Source organism: Planococcus salinus (genome assembly GCF_003719725.1).
Lineage (GTDB): Bacteria > Bacillota > Bacilli > Bacillales_A > Planococcaceae > Planococcus > Planococcus salinus.
On sequence record NZ_RIAX01000005.1, the window covers coordinates 196,177 to 215,101 of the forward strand.

The 18,925-nt window shown below is 42.8% G+C and carries 16 protein-coding genes; 1 reads left to right on the forward strand and 15 read right to left on the reverse strand.

The features are described from left to right. Position 1: 1 nt before the first annotated feature. The 13 genes from EEX84_RS09135 to EEX84_RS16510 all read right to left on the reverse strand — a co-directional run bounded on the left by EEX84_RS09135 (position 2) and on the right by EEX84_RS16510 (position 15,935). Entirely contained in the window at positions 2 to 1,321 is a 1,320-nt protein-coding gene (locus EEX84_RS09135; protein WP_123165324.1) for a glycosyltransferase family protein, read from the reverse strand. Then, the gene (gene wecB, locus EEX84_RS09140) at positions 1,318 to 2,442 is read right to left on the reverse strand and encodes a non-hydrolyzing UDP-N-acetylglucosamine 2-epimerase (protein ID WP_123165325.1); all 1,125 of its coding nucleotides are present in this window, start codon (positions 2,440 to 2,442) and stop codon (positions 1,318 to 1,320) included. Before wecB ends, EEX84_RS09135 begins: the two co-directional genes overlap by 4 nt. A gap of 2 nt (positions 2,443 to 2,444) precedes the next feature. Next, entirely contained in the window at positions 2,445 to 3,557 is a 1,113-nt protein-coding gene (locus EEX84_RS09145) for a polysaccharide biosynthesis C-terminal domain-containing protein (RefSeq protein WP_123165326.1), read from the reverse strand. Continuing rightward, positions 3,554 to 4,579, reverse strand: a complete 1,026-nt coding sequence (locus EEX84_RS09150; RefSeq protein WP_123165327.1) for a nucleoside-diphosphate sugar epimerase/dehydratase — start codon at positions 4,577 to 4,579, stop codon at positions 3,554 to 3,556. Before EEX84_RS09150 ends, EEX84_RS09145 begins: the two co-directional genes overlap by 4 nt. 14 nt (positions 4,580 to 4,593) lie before the next feature. Next, on the reverse strand, positions 4,594 to 5,808 hold the full coding sequence (locus tag EEX84_RS09155; protein WP_123165328.1) for a glycosyltransferase family 4 protein: 1,215 nt from the start codon (positions 5,806 to 5,808) through the stop codon (positions 4,594 to 4,596). Positions 5,809 to 5,851: 43 nt separating this feature from the next. Next, entirely contained in the window at positions 5,852 to 6,487 is a 636-nt protein-coding gene (locus EEX84_RS09160) for an acetyltransferase (protein WP_123165329.1), read from the reverse strand. Next, positions 6,487 to 7,131, reverse strand: a complete 645-nt coding sequence (locus EEX84_RS09165; RefSeq protein ID WP_123165330.1) for a sugar transferase — start codon at positions 7,129 to 7,131, stop codon at positions 6,487 to 6,489. The genes EEX84_RS09160 and EEX84_RS09165 overlap by 1 nt, the downstream gene beginning before the upstream one ends. Beyond that, the gene (locus tag EEX84_RS09170) at positions 7,131 to 8,246 is read right to left on the reverse strand and encodes a DegT/DnrJ/EryC1/StrS family aminotransferase (RefSeq protein ID WP_123165331.1); all 1,116 of its coding nucleotides are present in this window, start codon (positions 8,244 to 8,246) and stop codon (positions 7,131 to 7,133) included. Before EEX84_RS09170 ends, EEX84_RS09165 begins: the two co-directional genes overlap by 1 nt. Positions 8,247 to 8,448: 202 nt before the next feature. Next, entirely contained in the window at positions 8,449 to 10,287 is a 1,839-nt protein-coding gene (locus tag EEX84_RS09175) for a polysaccharide biosynthesis protein (RefSeq protein ID WP_123165332.1), read from the reverse strand. Between the two features lie 229 nt (positions 10,288 to 10,516). Next, positions 10,517 to 11,284, reverse strand: a complete 768-nt coding sequence (locus EEX84_RS09180) for a tyrosine-protein phosphatase (protein ID WP_123165333.1) — start codon at positions 11,282 to 11,284, stop codon at positions 10,517 to 10,519. Between the two features lie 126 nt (positions 11,285 to 11,410). Continuing rightward, on the reverse strand, positions 11,411 to 12,112 hold the full coding sequence (locus EEX84_RS09185; RefSeq protein WP_123165334.1) for a CpsD/CapB family tyrosine-protein kinase: 702 nt from the start codon (positions 12,110 to 12,112) through the stop codon (positions 11,411 to 11,413). A 5-nt stretch (positions 12,113 to 12,117) separates the two neighbouring features. Then, a complete protein-coding gene (locus EEX84_RS09190) occupies positions 12,118 to 12,843 on the reverse strand; it encodes a YveK family protein (RefSeq protein WP_123165335.1) in 726 nt (241 codons plus the stop codon). Between the two features lie 1,118 nt (positions 12,844 to 13,961). Continuing rightward, positions 13,962 to 15,935: an S-layer homology domain-containing protein gene (locus EEX84_RS16510; RefSeq protein ID WP_158599105.1), complete on the reverse strand. Its 1,974-nt coding sequence runs from the start codon at positions 15,933 to 15,935 to the stop codon at positions 13,962 to 13,964. A 170-nt stretch (positions 15,936 to 16,105) separates the two neighbouring features. Between EEX84_RS16510 and EEX84_RS09205 the strand changes: the two genes are divergently transcribed. Further along, positions 16,106 to 17,074: a hypothetical protein gene (locus EEX84_RS09205; RefSeq protein WP_123165337.1), complete on the forward strand. Its 969-nt coding sequence runs from the start codon at positions 16,106 to 16,108 to the stop codon at positions 17,072 to 17,074. 57 nt (positions 17,075 to 17,131) lie between these two features. Here the strand turns inward: EEX84_RS09205 and EEX84_RS09210 are convergent, their stop codons facing one another. After that, entirely contained in the window at positions 17,132 to 17,371 is a 240-nt protein-coding gene (locus EEX84_RS09210; RefSeq protein WP_123165338.1) for a hypothetical protein, read from the reverse strand. 205 nt (positions 17,372 to 17,576) lie between these two features. Then, positions 17,577 to 18,617, reverse strand: a complete 1,041-nt coding sequence (locus EEX84_RS09215; protein WP_240033948.1) for a dTDP-glucose 4,6-dehydratase — start codon at positions 18,615 to 18,617, stop codon at positions 17,577 to 17,579. Positions 18,618 to 18,925 lie beyond the last annotated feature (308 nt).

Consider the following 18,925-nt stretch of genomic DNA (forward strand, 5'->3'; position numbering starts at 1 on the left):
CTTAATTTGGCTTCCCTTCATATAGCTCCATTAGTGAAGATATAAATTTTTTAACAACTAATTCCTTATTATGATTCTTTTCATATATATTTATCGATTTCTCCGCTAATGTTTCACGCAATTTATTATTATTAAATATTTCATATAGATCCTTAGAAATATTTCCCGTACTTGTTATACAATAAGCACTTTCTTTTAAATATTTCATAGAAGCTACTTCTTTAGGACCTATAGCTAAAACAGGTTTTCCCAAAGACAGATACTCAGGAATTTTAGTAGAAATTGAAAGTCGAGTAGATTCAATACTCTTTTTATCAAAGGATTCTACATGAACTGGAATATCACATTTATTTAATTCTATTTTCAGTTCTTCGGTTTTTAAAGGACCACAAAATTCACTTGCACCTTCAATTTCTAATAATTCTTTTTCTTTTTGTCCAAGAGTTTGAGTGGAAAATATTTTCAAAGTTGCTTTTTTAGTACTTCCTTTTTCCTTATTGTATTTTTCTATAGCTTTTGCTAAAAAATTCAGAGTTAAATACCTTTTAAAATGTAAGCCGCCTGCATAAACCAAAGTAATCTCATCACTATCTTTTTTATCGAAATTTTCAATAAGCATTGATTCACTCATATTCAAAGCTACCATACTAGTTTTATTAAAAATTTTTTCATAACTCTTCTTCATTTGAGATGAAATAGAAATAAATAAATCACTATTTTTAATCGCTTTTCCCATAGCAATTTTAATTTTTTTCCTTCTAATATACCAAAATACAGACAAATTTTTTCGCGGTAAAATATAGTCGTCTGTAACATAAACAACTAATTTGCTATTAAACTTCTTTCTTACATAATCAGTAATTTCATAAGCAAATTCGCTATCGCCAGCACAGAAAAAAATAATTTGTGGTTGAAACTCTTCTAACCATATATTTAAATTTTTTGTATTCCAATATTTTCTATTCCACAAACATTCTCTTAAAATTCTTGTGAAATTGTTTTTTCTCACTTTTAAACTTTTTTCTGATTTTTTCTTTTGGTTTCCAAATTCTTCTAAAGAATTAGAAACTCTGCTACCTGGCTTAATATTTTTATTTAAAGTTGATTTTAAAATTTCCATGTCTGTAATTCTATAGTAATTACCAAAACTTTCCTCGTCAGGAAGTTCTGTATTGAAATATAATTGAGATATATTTTGAGAAGGGAGATTTTTAAAAAAAGATGCTAGTGTTTTTCCATTGTTTGAGGTAGTACTAAATGGATTATTACTAATTATTAAAATTCTCGGATAAAAATCACTTTTTTTAAATAATGATGTCATTTCTTCCACACAACTCTTTGAATATAATCAGTATAAGACAAAATAATCCTTACTACCTTTTCCGAAACATTCGGCATACTATAATCTTCAACATTTCTTAAAGTATTCGCACTTTGAGTCTCTAAAATTTCTAAACCCTGTAATACTCTCTCTTTCTCCAACCCAATCATCATCACTGAAGTCTCTTCCATTGCTTCAGGCCGCTCATGAGCCTGTCTTATATTCAAAGCTTTTAATCCAAGAATTGACGACTCTTCACTAATAGTCCCACTATCACTAAGTACAGCTCTAGCTTTAATTTGCAGCTTCACATAATTATTAAATCCTAATGGCTTTATTGTTTTGATTAAGGAATTAAATTCAATACCTTTAGAATCAATCATTTTTTGCGTTCTAGGATGCGTACTGATGATTACTGGCATGCCATATTTATCTGCAATCGCATTTAAACTATCACACAAATCTAGAAAGTTTTTTTCAGAACTAATATTTTCTTCACGATGAGCTGATACAACAAAGTATTTTTCTTCTTCCAGATTTAATTTCTCAACTATGTTTGATTTCTCAATGTCTTCTTTTCGCGAGTTGAGGACTTCATACATTGGACTGCCTGTCTTAATAATTCGATCTGCTGGAAGACCTTCTCTTAAGAGATATTCCCTGGCAATATCACTATAAGTTAAATTGATATCTGCTGTATGATCGACGATTTTGCGATTTGTTTCTTCAGGAACTCGCTGATCGAAACATCTGTTTCCTGCTTCCATATGGAAAATAGGAATCTGTCTTCTCTTTGCAGCAATTGCACATAAACAGCTGTTTGTATCTCCAAGCACCAGTAATGCTTCTGGTTTAACCTCTTCTAAAATCGGATCGATTTTCACCAGGATATTCCCGATTGTTTCAACAGCCGTACCATTCGCTGCATTTAAGAAGTAATTCGGTTTTCTCAAGTTAAAATCCTCAAAGAAAACTTCATTCAATTCATAATCATAGTTCTGGCCAGTATGTACAAGAATATGTTCAATTGCATTAGATTCCTCTAATTTGTTTATAACTGCTGAAAGTCTGATGATTTCAGGTCTTGTTCCAACTACAGTCATTACTTTTAACTTCTTCATTTTTAAACCTCCAAATAATGAGTGTCAGGCTTTTCTGGATCGAAGCTTTCGTTCACCCACATAACTGTTACTAAATCCGTTTCTCCCACGTTCACGATTGAATGCGTATATCCTGTCGGAATATCTACTACCTGCAGTTTGTCACCATTCACGTAGTATTCGATAATTTCTTCTGAATCAATATTTCTGAATCTAATTAGACCATTACCGCTTACTACTAGGAACTTTTCATTTTTCGTATGATGCCAATGGTTTCCTTTAGTTATACCGGGTTTAGAAATATTAACCGAAACTTGGCCCCGGTCTGGTGTGCGGAGGAATTCAGTAAAAGAACCACGATTATCGACATTCATCTTCAAGTCATAAGAAAAATTATCTTCAGGCAAGAAACTTAGGTAAGTACTGTACAACTTCTTCGTGAGTTCATCGCTCATTGCAGGAACAGCTAAAGAGGCTCTGCTTTCTTTAAAGCTTCTGACTCGGTCGGCTAACTCGCCTAACTCAATTTTGTGAGTAACTGGTACAACACATAAATCCCCATCGAGAGTTGGATTTCCACCTAAAGTTCTTAGAAATTCTTCCAACACATCATCAATGTAAGCCAACTCCAGAAGAGCTGCAGGATTGTTTACCTGGATATCTATATTTCTCGCTATGTTATAACAGTAAGTAGTAACTACTGAATTGTAATGTGGTCTACTCCATTTACCAAACAAGTTTGGCAATCTGTAAACAAATACTTTTGCTCCAGTTTCTTTGGCATAGGCAAATACTTCATCTTCTCCAGCTTTTTTGCTCTGTCCATATGGATTTTCTTTTTTCGCTTGTATAGAAGAAGTGATCAATACGGGAGCGTTATTCTCATTTTTAACTAGAAACTGGAGCAACTGAGAAGTTAAGCCTTGGTTTCCTTCCATGAATTCATTTTCATTTTGAGGACGGTTTACGCCTGCTAGATGGAAGACAAAATCACAGTCTTTCGTAAATTTTTCAAGGTCTTCAGAAGAGTTCTTTCTATTAAATAGATACAACTCCTCATATCCACGGTTTCTCAATTCTGCCACTAAGTTTTTACCGACAAATCCATTAGCACCTGTCACTAAAATTTTTGTCATTGTGCAACACCCATTTTTGCCAGTTCTTCTTTTACCACATCAAGTGTTAGCAGTAGATCTTTAATTTCCTGTATTGATAGACGATGTGTATTGTGAGAGTTGTACTCCCATCCTTCTGAGATCTCTTCTTCACCTTCAGTGAAATATTTATTGTAGTTCAAGTCCCGGTTATCTGCAGGGATGCGGTAATAGCCGCCCATATCTGTAGCCACTGCCATTTCTTCTCGTGTAAGAAGCGTTTCGTATAGTTTTTCACCGTGGCGAGTTCCAATCACTTCAATCGGATTATCTACTTTAAACAGTTCTTTAAGTGCTTGAACAAGGTCACCAATTGTAGAAGCAGGAGCTTTTTGAACAAATATATCCCCTTGATTTGAGTTCAAGAAAGCAAATAAAACCAATTCAACCGCATCTTCCAATGACATTAAATATCTTGTCATTTCTGGATCTGTGATAGTCAAAGGTTTCCCAGCTTTAATCTGCTCGATAAATAGAGGAATTACTGAGCCGCGAGATGCCATAACATTACCGTACCGCGTACCGCTAATATTTGTATCATCCACACTTACAGTTCTTGATTTTGCAACAGTCACTTTCTCCATCATTGCTTTTGAAATTCCCATTGCGTTGATTGGATATACTGCTTTATCAGTTGAAAGACAGATAACTTTCTTAACGTTATTTTGTATAGCAGCATTCAGAACATTTTCAGTGCCCACTACGTTTGTTTTAACAGCTTCCATCGGGAAAAATTCACATGAGGGGACTTGTTTCAATGCCGCTGCATGAAATACATAATCTACATTATTCATTGCTGTATTTATACTATTTACGTCTCTTACATCTCCAATGTAATATTTGACTTTAGGGTTGTTAAGGCGCTTTCTAATATCTTCTTGCTTTTTTTCATCTCTTGAAAATAAGCGAATTTCTTTAATATCTGTATCCAAGAATCTATTAAGTATAGCATTTCCAAAAGAACCAGTTCCGCCAGTTATTAATAAAGTTTTATCTTTAAACATATTTTAGCCTCTTTCTATTTTTTGAAATGATTTATTATGATGTCGTAAGAATGTTTAGGTGTATAATTTTCTTCTAAATATTTTCTAGCGTTCTTTCCTAATTCTTCCCTAAGAATTTTGTCATTTAACTTCTTCACTTTATGATTGAACGCTTCTACATCATTACTCTCACACCAATATCCAAACTTGCCATCTTCTATTACTTGGCCAATGTCAGTATTGGGATCTGTGGCTGCTAATACAGGCATTGAAGCTTGCATGTATGAAAGTAATCGGGATGGAAAATTAGGGATTGTAAAACGGTGATCCAAGAATATTAAACCTACATCACAGGAATTCGCTAAGACTTCATAGTCCTCTTTAGGTAGTTGTTGGAACAACTGCGCATTAGGAGGAGCATTGTTTTCAAAATAGGAATTCAATTTACCAAACTCTGTACCAGAACCCGCAATTATAAAATAAACTTCCTTATTAAATTTATTCCGTTCTAAACACTTTATTAAGAAGTCTATGCCTTGCGGCTTACCAAGATTTCCACCATATATAAAAATTGTTTTATCTGAAGGGATATTGTATTTTTTTCTTATATCCTTCTTAATTTGCTCATCTATATTTAAACTAGTAGGGTTGATACTATTAGGACAAATTTCAACACTCTCTTTTTTCAATTCGGGATTTTCTTTTACCAAAAAATCTACATTGGCTTGAGACATACATCCAATATAATCCGAGCTTTTATAAAGCTTTTTTTCTTTTGATTTAAAGAGACGATATGGGATACTTCTAACCCCACTTTTACTCATCATGCCCAAGTCGACAGCATTTTGGGGAAAAATATCCTTTAACAACAAATAGGACTTTGCGCCATCTCTATTTTTTACAAATTCAACTGCTTTTTGGAGTGTGATAGGGGGTGTTGAATAAATTACTAAATCGAATTTCACATTGGCATATTGTTCTTTAATAGATCGCATAAATATAGATTCTAAGGTGAATGTTGAAACAGCTTTTTCTAGAAGGTTAGATTTTTGGAAGTTCCCAATTTGTGGCTTCAATATTATATATATATCTTTTTTAATCATCTTAGTGGGTTGCTTGTTTCTTTTTTCGCTTGGTGAAATTATATATAGTTGGTGGTTATTATTTACAAACTCACGCATTAAGTCTGTATAAATTCCACTTTCTTCAATTGTGTTGAAATCTAATAAGGTAAGAAAAAGCACATTCATTTACTACACTCCCCAAAGGAAAAATCCTAAAAATCTAACTCAATCAAAAAAATTTAATAGGTTTTGCCGGCGCCCCTACCGCAACACAATTAGCAGGCAACTCTTTAACAACAACTGCCCCTGCTCCAACGACCGTATTTGCACCAATCTTAACCCCTTGAATAATTGCTGATCCCGTTCCGACACTCACACATTCTTTAGTTTCTACAAAGCCAGAAACATTCACGCTAGGCAGAACAGTCGTATAGTCTCCAAGAGTCGCGTCGTGCCCAATAGTGCAGTCTAAGTTTATAATTACATGTTTTCCTACTTTAATATCAGTCGTAAGTATATTAGCTGCGCAAATGATTGAGCCTTCACCAAATGAAACTTTGTCAGAGTGAATAACACTTGGGTCTATTAAAACTGGATATGTATTTTTACTATCTTTTAGTCTTTCTATAACTTTCTTTTTTATAATTGGATCTCCTATAGCATTTACCACATTTATTTCTTGGTTTCTTAACCACTCAATATTTCCAATTACTTGATACCCACTTACTTCTTTTCCTTGAAGGGTTTCATCATCATCCACAAACCCTACAAAGTTCCATTCTTCTTTTACATTGTTAAGCCGTTCAATTAGCCAGGCTACTTCTCTTCCAAAACCACCGGCACCTATAATTGCAATATCTTTCATTATTCGTTGTCCTCCGCTCTTTCATTCCCTCTAAAAGCTTCCATCGTAACCGCAGTATCCGAACTAATACCTTCCCGGACAAAAACCTTCTTCAAAGTCAGAAATATTATTTTCCAATCACCTAAGAAGCTAACCTGCTCAACATATTTCACATCAAGCTTAAATTTATCTTCCCAGCTGATTGCATTCCGACCACTTACTTGAGCCAAACCAGATAATCCGGGTCTGACATCGTGTCGATGTTTTTGATGTTCGTTATATAAAGGAAGATATTGTACCAACAAAGGTCTTGGTCCAATAATAGACATATTTCCTTTTAAAATATTCAAAAGACCCGGTAGTTCATCCAAAGATGTAGATCGTAAAAACTTACCGAACTTGGTTAATCGAATATGATCAGCCAACAAATTCCCTTCAGTATCCCTTTCATCCGTCATCGAACGAAACTTATACATTGAAAAAATTTTCTCATTCAACCCCGGACGCTCCTGCTTAAACAACACCGGACTACCAAGCTTCGTTCTAACAAGAACAGCCACAATTAAAAACACTGGACTAAGAACAAGTATCGACATCAAAGAAAGCACAAAATCCATTGGACGTTTGAAAAACCTTCTATATATACCGCCTTTTGAAGCTTCCATTATTTATCCCACAACCCTCGAATAATCTTAACAACTCTCTCCAGTTCCTCATCATTTATCTTCGTATCACTAGGCAAACAAACCCCAGTCTCAAACAACCGTTCTGAAACACCCGTTCCAACGAAATCATACTTCTCAAAATAAGGCTGCAGATGCATCGGCTTCCAAACCGGCCGTGATTCGATATTCTCTTTCTCAAGAGCATCCATCACATCAATCGGTTTAATCTGGCCATTCAACGTCATCGCACTCAACCAATAATTCGGCTCGTCCCATTCATTGGTTGGCATAAATTCAATGCCTTCCAGATCGCTAAGTTCTTTCTTATAATAATTGAAGATATGATTTTTCTTCGCTACCCTATCATCCAATACTTTCAGCTGACCTCTGCCGATTCCCGCAACTACATTACTCATGCGGTAATTGAAGCCCAATTCGCTGTGCTGGTAATGGCGTGCCTGATCCCGTGATTGTGTCGCCCAAAACCTTGCTTTCGCAATCCGTTCTTCGTTATCAGATACAAGCATCCCGCCACCTGAAGTAGTGATAATTTTATTACCATTGAAAGAAAAGATGCCGTAATCGCCAAACGTTCCCGTATGCTGTCCTTTATAGTAAGTTCCCAATGATTCAGCAGCATCTTCAATCACTGACACATCGTGTTTACGGCACAATTCCATGATTGGATCCATATCTGCCGACAAGCCATAAAGATGCACCACGATAACAGCCTTTACTTCCGGGTACTTTTCAAAAGCTTCTTCCAACGCTGTCGGAGACATGTTCCATGTTTCAAAATCGCTGTCGATAAACACTGGAACTGCCTGTTGGTACATGATCGGATTGGCTGTCGCTGAAAATGTCAGAGTCGGGCAAAAAACGATATCCCCTTCTTCCACGCCAGCCGCTTTTAATGCCAAGTGGATTGCTCCTGTACCGGAAGACAATGCCGCCGCGGCCTTTGATCCGACTTTTGTAGCCAGTTCATTCTCAAATTCATTGACGTTCTCACCCAGAGGCGCAATCCAATTCGTATCAAAAGCTTCTTTCACATATTCCATTTCATACCCTTCATCACTCATATGCGGTGACGAAAGAAAAATTCGCTCTCCCATGTTCCGATGCTTCCTTCCTTTTTTCCAACGTTATTTCTTACTTATGTACAAGGAGATATGGAGTAAACCAGCGTAGACTCCCGCGGGATAGCGAAGTGTCGAAATCCACTCGGGCGATTAGCCCGAGTTAGTTCGGCGCAAGCCCGCAGGAAAGCGGAGCTGGTTTATGGAATATCGGCCCTAATTTAAGAAGGAAAATTCCTCACCCACCAACACCCATCACCTCCAGCTGCTTCTCCCCAACATTCCTTCTGTTAGCCACCCCAACCAACGTCTCCTTCACCGTCTCCACATCCATCTCCGGCAGCTTCTCCAGTAAATACACCAGTTCCATCTCCGCCACCGGATTCGCTTTCCCGATGTAGATCTTCGGAAAGACCATATCGCTTTGGATTTCGTCGGCGTTCAGCAGCTCTTCGAACATCTTCTCGCCCGGACGGATGCCCGCGAAACGGATGCCGATTTCTTCTTTTTCATATCCGGATAGTCGGATTAAATTCTCGGCCAGGTCAACGATTTTCACCGGCTCTCCCATATCCAAGACGAACACTTCGCCGCCTTGTGCGAGTGTGCCGGCCTGAATCACCAGACGCGAGGCTTCCGGAATCGTCATGAAGTAACGTGTCATATCTGGATGTGTCACTGTCACCGGACCGCCTGCTGCGATTTGTCGCTTGAACAGTGGAATGACCGAACCGCGTGAGCCGAGGACGTTGCCGAAACGCACTGCTGCGAACTTCGTGTCGCTGCGTTTGGCCAGGTTCTGGACGATCATTTCCGCAAAGCGCTTGGTCGCGCCCATGACGTTCGGCGGGTTGACCGCTTTGTCAGTCGATACCATCACAAAGTTTTTGACATTGCTTATATGCGCCGCGTCGGCAACGTTTTTGGTGCCGTAAATATTGTTTTTGACCGCTTCCATCGGATTGCCTTCCATCAGCGGCACGTGTTTATGCGCCGCTGCGTGGTACACCACATCCGGCTGGTATTGCTCCATGATTTCCATGATGCGCACGCGGTCCTGCACGTCCGCAATGATTGGAATCAGTTCCGTGTCGTCTGCGATTTTTTTGCGCAGTTCCATATCGATCAAGTAAATCGAGTTTTCCCCGTGGCCGAGAAGCAATAGTCTTTCGGGGCCGAAACGCGCAATCTGGCGCGAGATTTCAGAGCCGATCGAGCCGCCCGCTCCTGTTACGAGAATCGTCTTTCCTGTCAGCTGGCCGGCGATTTTATTCATATCGAGCTGTACCTCATCGCGCCCGAGCAGGTCTTCGATTTTGACGTCCTGCATATCGGTGACCGACACTTTGCCCGTCATGATGTCTTCAATGAGCGGAATCGTCTGCGTCTTGATGCCGGTATCGACGCATACTTTGATCAGCTCGGCCGTTTCCACTTTGCCGAGAGACGGAATGGCCAGGATGATGTGTTCGATGCTGTTGTCTTCGGCAATCGCCGCAATCTCATCGGTGCCGCCCATCACACGCACTCCGTAAATTTCGAGCCCCTGTTTGTTTTGGTCGTCGTCGACATACAGCACCGGCTTCAAGCCTTTTTCCGGGTTGTTGACCAGTTGACGGGCGACCATCGTCCCCGCTTTTCCCGCTCCGACGATCATCGTCCGTTTGGTGTCCGCTTCTTTTTGCCGGAACAGCATGTCACGGAACAGACGCCACGACAAACGCGAACCGCCGATCAACAACAGATGCAGCATCCACGTAATCGCAAGCGCCCGAAGCAAAACGTCACCGCGCACGAAATACTGAACGGCACCGACTGCGATGATCGAAAACGTCACCGCTTTGAAAATCGACGTCAGCTCCGCAATCGACGCGTACTCCCAGACTTTGCGGTATAAACCGTAATGCATCGCAAACACATGATGCGCTGCGAAAATCGTCAATGCGCTGGCGAGCAGGAAATTGTTTTCAAATACATTTATGTATGGATGCAAAATATAATAGCCAATGAAGATGGAGAAAAAAACAATCAGTGAATCCACCAGCACTAATAACGAAATTCTGTTTTTTAACGACATTGCCACTCCCCCTTTCCCTGCCAGATACTTTTGTCACAATTTCTAGCTTCCATTATTTTTAATTCCAAATAATTCTATCATCTAAATAATGGAAAAGAAAGGGCATTTTTATTAATTTATTCTTTTTATATTCATTATTTGACAAAAAAATAATGAAAGCAGTTTCATATGGACTACTTTCATTAATTCCTCCGTACTAGTCTTTTTTCATCGGCCTTCGTATGGAGCTTTACGCAAAAATATCCCACCATTTAGGTTTCGGGATATCCTGCGGTTCCATCACCAGCAGGTTTTTGTTGTGAAGGATGCGGTCGTTGTTCTCCAGGAAGACGTCGACCACATCATGCAGTTTCTTTTTTTCCAGGTAGTCGAGGCCTTTATTGAACACAAACGGCCGTTTGTCCATACTGTGGACGTCCGATCCGTAGGCGTGGATCAGATTGGCATAAATCAGGTTCATCGCTGTCCGCTGAATCGCTTTGCCGAAACTGCCGGCGACAGATCCTGCCGTCACTTGCGCCAGGGCGCCGTGGACCAGCAGCTTCCGGAGGCGTTCCGGTTTTTCGATGATGCCCTGGTTGCGTTCCGGGTGGGCAATGATCGGCACATAGCCTTTGGTGATCAGCTGTTGGATGAGGGGTACGGTGTAGGCCGGAACCCCGGCACTCGGCAATTCCAGCAAAACGTACTGCGAACCGGCAAGCGTCAGCGCTTCGCCCGCTTGGAGGCGCTCCGGCAACTTTTCGCTCAAGCGGCATTCCTGGCCGCTGTAAAGGCGGATTGGCATTCCTTGCTGCTGGATATAGTCATTCGCCAACTCCAGCTGCTTTTGGGAAGCGGTGGTATCGGTTTTGAAGCTCGGATGAAAAGCGTGCGGCGTGGTGATGATGCCGGTGATTTTTTCCTCCACCGCTTGTTCCAGCAGCTGTTTGGTCTGTTCCATCGTTTCAGGCCCATCGTCCAAGCCTGCCAGTATATGTGCATGTGTATCGATCATTGGTCCTCTCTCCTTTAAAGCACCTCTGTCCCTGAAGACGACATTGAGGTTCGTCGAATTGATGAGCCGGTTTTATTTCCTATGGCTGTTCCATGACATGAAAAAAAAGTAAAAAGGAAACCCTTTTTACTCTGCTGAGCCGTAATATTGATAATGGTAACTGTCTTTCGGGAGATCGAAATTGTTCAAGACCGCTCCAATGAGACGCGTGTTGGAAGCCAGAATCGCTTCTTTCGCTTTGGCGGCTTGTTCTTTTTCCGTCTGCCCTGAATTGACAACCAATATGGTGCCTTCGCATTTATTCGCTATGATTTGTCCGTCAGTCACAGACAGTACGGGTGGCGCATCGAATAAAATCAGATCGTACTGCTCTTTCAACTGGTTGATGAGCGCGTCCATCGACTGGGAAGCCAGCAACTCCGCCGGATTCGGTGGAATCGGTCCGCATGTCATCAAATCCAGGTTTTCAACGGTGGTTTTCCGGATGGCCTGTGCCGCTGTGGTCTGGCGCGTCAGTACAGTCGACAGCCCCTGCGAATTCCCCATATGGAATGTGTAATGAGTGGTTGGTCTGCGCATGTCTCCATCGACGAGCAGGACTTTTTTGCCTTCCTGCGCAAAAACCACTGCCAGATTTGCGGAAGTGGTCGACTTGCCTTCTCCCGGACCGGCTGATGTGACGACGATTGACCGGATGTCTGAATCCGGTGAAGAAAAGTTGATGTTGGTCCGCAGTGTCCGGAACTGCTCAGCGACGTGCGATTTCGGATTGGTGTGGGCGACGAGTTTCCGCGCCGTTTCCTGCATTACTTTTTTCTGTTTTGCCATGATGACTACCCCCGTTCCCTTTTGGAAGCTTTGTTGAATTCTGCTGATGGTCCTTTGTCTGTAATCGGCGAAATCACACCGAGACGCGGTAAATTGAGAAACTCTTCGATGTCTTCCCCGCTTTTAATCGTGGTATCCAGGTACTCCAGAAGGAACGCGATTCCGACACCCAGCATCAAGCCGACTACCGCAGCGATGGCCATATTGAGCATCGGGTTGGGTGCGACGGGTGATGGGTTCTCTTTCAGGACGGCCGATGACAAGATCGACACGTTGTCGACGTTCATCAATTCCTGGATTTCGCTTTCAAAGACAGTGGCCGTCGTGTTGGCAATGTCCACTGCAACTGCCGGATCCGGGTCCTGTACGGCAATATTGACGACTTGTGAATTCTCTGCGTTGTTGACGGTGATTTTCTGGTTCAGTGCTTCGATGGACATATCCAAATCCAGCTGTTCAGCCACTCGGTCCAGGATGGCCGGGCTCTTAATAATGACGCTATATGTATTGATCAGTTCCAGGTCGGTTTGAATATCCTGCCGTGAAAATTGGCTGCCTTCCGTCTGTTCCTGATTTACGAGAATCTGCGTGGATGTCTCGTAGACGGGTGTCATGAACTGGTAGCTGATGACGCCTGCGATGATGACGGCCAGTACAGTCAGCAGGACAATCAAGCCCAGCCTTTTTTTCAAGGTGGCGAATAATTCCTGTAATGAGATGGTTTCTTCCATATGGCATATGGCTCCTTTAATAGTAAAATGCTTTTTTTAGTATAGCATAGAGTCACGGGGCAGGAGAGGTTTATTTTGGAAATATTTAATGGTTCTTTGTGTGTAGAATTATTTCATAATACTGGATGTTGAGTTACAGATAGCCATTAAAAGGTGGCGGTATTGTAGCCGCTTCGGCAGACGCTGGGTGTAAAGGAAAAGAATTCTTTGTCATCCGCTTCGGCGCTTTGGGGATGCCTCCCGTAAGAAGCCAGGCAAAGACACGCCTGTATTCTTACTTCGTCGCATAGAACTTGACTCAAACTCTTTGAGTCAAGTTCTTGCTGCCCCCGGAGACGCGCCTTTCGCTTAGATACTCCTTCAGTTGCAGCGGGCATGGCTTTGGAGTCGTGCCACACCCCCTTCGCGCCCCAGTGACAGACACAATTGTTCCTCAAATTGTGGCTGCCGCTGGGGCGCAAAAGAAAAGAAACCTTTGTCATCCGCTTCGCGCCGCAGTGATAAACACAATTGTGGTAGACGCTAAATGCATAGAATATCAAAATATGCAGTGACGCGGAGACCAGCCAGTTAAATTCAAGGGCGAGATGGAAGCGTTTCGCCATTTAGGAAAACTGGCGTTGCTTGGAAAGACGAGTTACGACTTCTGAAGCTTGAGTTACGACTTTTCATCTCTGAGTTACGACTTTTCCCTGCCGAGTTACGACTATGCTCCATATCCGCACTTGAACTTCCTCTTTTGTCGCCATTCGCGCAGGCGAATGGCTTCCATTCTGCTCTTTAAGATTTTTCCCTTCACTCGCAAGCTGAAGAGGGGAAGAACCTTCATTCATTCAAGAGCAAGTGCGGAGATGGAAGCGTTTCGCCAGGGCGAAACGCCTTGTAGGAACACTGTCGTTGCTTGGAAAGTCGAGTTACGACTTCTGAAGCTTGAGTTACGACTTTTATCGCCCGAGTTACGACTTTTCATCTCTGAGTTACGACTTTTTCCTTCCGAGTTACGACTATGCTGCTTTCGCACTGCTGTTTTTCGGAATATCGCTATGAGAAATAACAGAAAAAAGCTCCGGCGCTTTGGGAAAAGCGCCGAAGCTTAATAGATTGCTGTGTTTATTTCATTAGTTGATGAACTTGATTGAGTTCAGGAAGTTGTAAAGGATTTTCGCTGTTTGGGCGCGTGATGTGTCGCCTTGTGAGCGGTAGGTGTTGTCTTCAGGGAAACCTTCCAGGTATTCGGCCTGGTAGACGCGCTCCACGTGTGGGCGTGCCGCTTCGGAAATGTAGCGGTAGTCCGCGAAGTCCGCTACTTTTTTCGCTTCGTTCAATTCGATGTCATCGGAACCGATGAAGTCCATTGCACGGCTGATCATGATGGCCGCTTCGTTGCGCGAGATTTCGTCGTATGGACCGAATTGTCCGTTGCCGTAACCTTGGACGATTCCCGCTTCAACGACTGCTGCGATTTCGCCGTTTTTGTTGGCGCCTTGTTTAGTCGATACGTCTGTGAACTCGTCACTGTTCGGGTCTTCTGCCACTAAGCCTAATCCGCGCGCAAGGACTGCTGCGAATTCACCGCGTGTGATGGCGATGGATGGTGAGAATTTTTCGTCAGTTTTACCGTTGACGATCATTTTCGAAGCCAATTTTTCGATGAACTCTTCGCCCCAATATCCACGGTTGTCGATGTCAGCGAATGTTTTGGAGTGGCTGATCAACGTGTACGCCGAGTTGGATGAGAAGAACAGGTCTGCTGTGCTGTCGCCGTCGATATATGTTGGTACCGGTGTAACGGTGCCATCTTCGTTGACGCGTACGCCGACTGTTGATGCTGCATCCAGCTCAAGGTCTGTAACGATTGATCGTTTGACCGGATAGCCGAGGTGAGTTACGTCAGCTGATTCGCCGTTTGGCGCCTGTACTTTCACTTTGAAATCAACAGCGTATGACAATAAACCGCCTGTCGTTTCGTTGTTCACTTTTTCCATGGAAACAACCAGGTTCAATTCAGCGGATGTGACGCCCAGGTCAGCGGCGATTCGAGTGCCATCCACTACAGAAACCGGCAATTCATAGGATGAACCAGCGGAAGAAATAACGAGTTTCGATTTTTCATTTTTCGCTGCCATTGCGTTTGAGATGGTGTAAGGAATAGTGACTTCCGACTCCCCTTCACCCGTCGTGATGCCGAGTTCTGACATTTTCTCTGCATTGTTGATTGCATCGATAACTGTCTGCGTGTTGCCTGCCACTTCGTTCGGTGTAGTTACAACGCCAGTGTCTGTGCCGGTTGTCGGTGGTGTCGGTTCTGGATCAGTTGGTTCCGTTGGATCTGTTGGATCGGTCGGTTCCGTTGGGTCTGGATCCGTCGGTTCTGTCGGATCAGTTGGTTCTGGGTCAGTTGGCTCAGTTGGATCCGGATCCGTTGGTTCTGGATCTGTTGGTTCTGGGTCTGGGTTCGTTGGTGGCTTTGTTCCGCCGCCTCCGTTTCCATTATCATTATTGTTGTCATCAGGGAAAGCAGCTTTAATGTCTCTATCAATGTCATTGTATATGCCATTAATTTCTGAGAGCCCTGGGAATACAAAAATCTCTTCTAAAGACGAAGGCATATGTACTTTTAGGCTATCGATTATATCACCAAACAACGAATCCCAGTTATCATGATCAATACCTTCGATGTCTAGGGACAAATCTGCACGTAGTCCCTTTGCAAATTCAATCAACTCTTCGCGGTTTGCTTCTGGAAGGTAATCCGCTTTGTCACGAAACGCATTGATCCGTTGTTCAGCTTCGATTTTCATTTCATCTGCTGTCCCGAATTCGACTGGCTTCAGCAATTCTACTAAGTCGTCTTCAAGATTGGTAGATTCATATTTTTCAGTAAGAAAATCTCCAATGTTTTCTGAAAGGTGCTTCTGTACAATTTTAAAAATTGTTTTCTGTTCTTCATTGAGATCTGCTAATTTTTTAGCTACTTCATCGGCTGACGGTGTTGCCGCTTCTGCCTGCCCTGCCGGAAGTCCGACTGCCACAACAGAAGATAATGCCATCGTTCCTGCCAGGAACAACTTTGTGTTTTTGTTTTTCGCCATCTGTACACCTCTTTATCAAAATTTGTCAATCATTGTTTAATTGTAGTTTAAGGTAATAAGAACTACAACTGAAATTTGTAAAAAGTTAGTAGATAAAAAATATTTTGTATAAATATTGGATTCTTTATGCTATTGTAATTAAGAGATTTTTATTATCGGGAGGATTGAATGTGAAGAGGCATTGGAAAAAGATTGTTTTGCTGCTAGGGATTGTGCTTCTCAGCACAGCGGGTTACTTGCTTTATTTATTCCAATTCAAGGAATATGACGTCGCTGACAAAGAAGTCGATGACATTACAAAAGAAGAATATAATGTGGAGCTGCCCGACGGCTCAACGATTATTTTAGATAAAGAAGGCAATGTTGTGGAAAATGGCGACAGCAACGCGACGCCTGATACGGAAACGGCTTCCGGAACGGATGCAGAGAACTCAGACGCCGCGGACAAATCGACAGCTGCGGCGGGTGGAGAAAAAGCTGCAGGTTCTGGAACCTCTACTTCCACTGAATCAGCCAATGCGTTAAATGGAACGGCCGGCGCTTCTTCTGAAGGGAGTTCTTCTAATGGAAGTTCTTCTGCAGGAGCAAAAAGCAGTGGATCAACGGGGACTTCAGGCAACGGATCGACCGATGCAAAAGCGGGAGCTTCCGGTTCGACTGGCGGCAGCGGCTCGGGATCTTCTGGTTCCGGCTCGTCTAACTCCGGTTCTGCAGGAAGTGGATCTTCGGGGTCTGGGTCTTCTAGTTCTGGGTCTTCAGATAAAGGGTCAGGCAACGCCGGCGGGTCCGTGACGGTTGCCCAGATCAAACAGAAATACGAACCGGCTTTGGCTGATGTGGAAGCGCAAGCCAATTCACGCATTTCCGGTCTAGTGGGCCGCGCCAAAGCTGAATATACTTCGAAAAAAGCGAGCGGCGAGTCGATCAGTTACTCTTATTTCTACAGCAAGTACACATCGGCTGCCGCGGAACTTGAGAACCGCACCGATGCTGTATTCTACGCGGTGCTGGGGTCGATGAAGCAGGAATTGAAAGCGAACGGACTGGCAGAATCACACGCCGATTCGTTTGTCAGTGAGTACGAAAACAGAAAAGAGCAGCGCAAAAACGACTTGATGAAACAAGCCACTGGATTTTAACCTAACCGCATATGCTCATCACAGCAAGCCCTTCTTCCAGTGAAGGGCTTGCTGTTTTTATTTGCTGCAAAGTTGATGTCCCTGTTTGTCTTCAGCGTTTCTAAGTTCTTTCAGTCTGAATAAATTGCAGTAGTGAACGAATACTTGTCGCGGAATTTTGAGCTGCTTGGCACCTACTGAAGGACCGAGTTCTTTGACGATGTAGTATTCGACTAAAATGTCTTTTATGCTTTTGTCAAAACGTTTTTCAAGTTTTTCTTTATAGAAGTCGTATTGCCCCATCTCTTTCCCACTCACTTTCTCTTCCTAAATGGTGTAGCCTGGCTCTGATATGCCATAAAGCTTACTCCATTATATTACAAACAGGCTATTTAGCCTAGTATATTTTGTAAATTTATTGGAAAAAGAAAAATGGTAAGGACTTTATGAGTCCCTTCTATAATATACAGCGGCTTTCTACAGAATTCCAGAGTTCTCTGTATAATTAAAACTAGACTAAAATTCAGCCCATCATCCGCAGAACATCGTATCGTCTGTATTTTTCCGCATACCAATCGATGGTGCTCCATAAGCCGGTGTCGAACGGCTGGATCGGTGTGAAACCCAGCTCCTGTTTGAGTTTGGTGGCATCGACGGCGTAACGGTTATGCCGGAGATAGGGATCATCGACGAAGCGGATCATGCAGTTGTAGCTGTAAGGCCTTGGCACCAGTTCATCCAGGTAGTTGCAGACGGCATGGGCGACTTCGATATTGGATTTTTCGGTGTTTCCTCCTATTAAATAGCGCTCTCCTTTACGGCCCTGATGAAACACCCGGTCGATGGCGGCGCAATGGTCGAGGACGAACAGCCAGTCGCGAGTGTTCTGACCATTGCCGTGGACCGGAATTTCTTCGTGGCTCAACGCTTTCCGTACGAGTGTCGGGATGAACTTTTCTTCCTGCTGCAGCGGTCCGTAGTTGTTGGAACTGGCCGTGGTGACGACGTTCAAGCCGTATTCCTCATAATACTCCTGTACGAGCCGGTCGGCATTCGCTTTACTGCGGCTGAACAGATGAGTCGGCGCCAGCTCCGATTGCTCCGTGAATTTCCCTTCTTTTTCGAGTGATCCGTAGACGGCGACGGTCGAGATGTGATGGAAACGAGAGTCCGCGAACCCTTCTTTTGGCTGGAATGGCCCTTCCTGCCACAGATCGCGTGCTGCTTCCAACAGGTTATGGGTTCCTTTCACATTGGTTTCATGAAAAAGGTCCATTGGGTGGGCGATTTGGCTGAAACGTGTTTCCGCGGCAAAATGGACGACGTCGGTGATCTGGTATTGGCGGAAGATGTGCTTGACCGCGTCCGCGTCCCGGATGTCGATGTGGTGGTACGTGTAACGCGGGTTCATTTCCACGGCGGTCAGGTTATCGAGATTGGCGGCGTCTGTCATGCTGTCGATGTTGACGATGGCGTAATCCGGATTGCTGGTAAGGCAATAATGGATGAAGTTCGAACCGATGAACCCAAGTCCCCCTGTGACAAGTATCGTTTTTTTGATCATACGGCACCTCCAAGAGATTATCTGTCTATTTTTATAGGTCATTTGGCATATGTAATCGTTAAATGGTTTGCTTTGCAGCTGATTATAAATGGATAGAATAAGGAAAAATTTAGTATATTAGTTCTAAAGGACTTAATATTCTAAATATTTAATATATTTTAACACATAGTTAGGTAATTTACATCCCCTTTTTAAAAATTTTCATGACTAAAGTTTTAGGCGTAGAAAATGAGGAATGGAGCCGGTTTTTCTGTTTGGGTGTTGTGCTAAGTTGTAACTGACGGTGGAAAGTCGCGTTTCACTTTTCT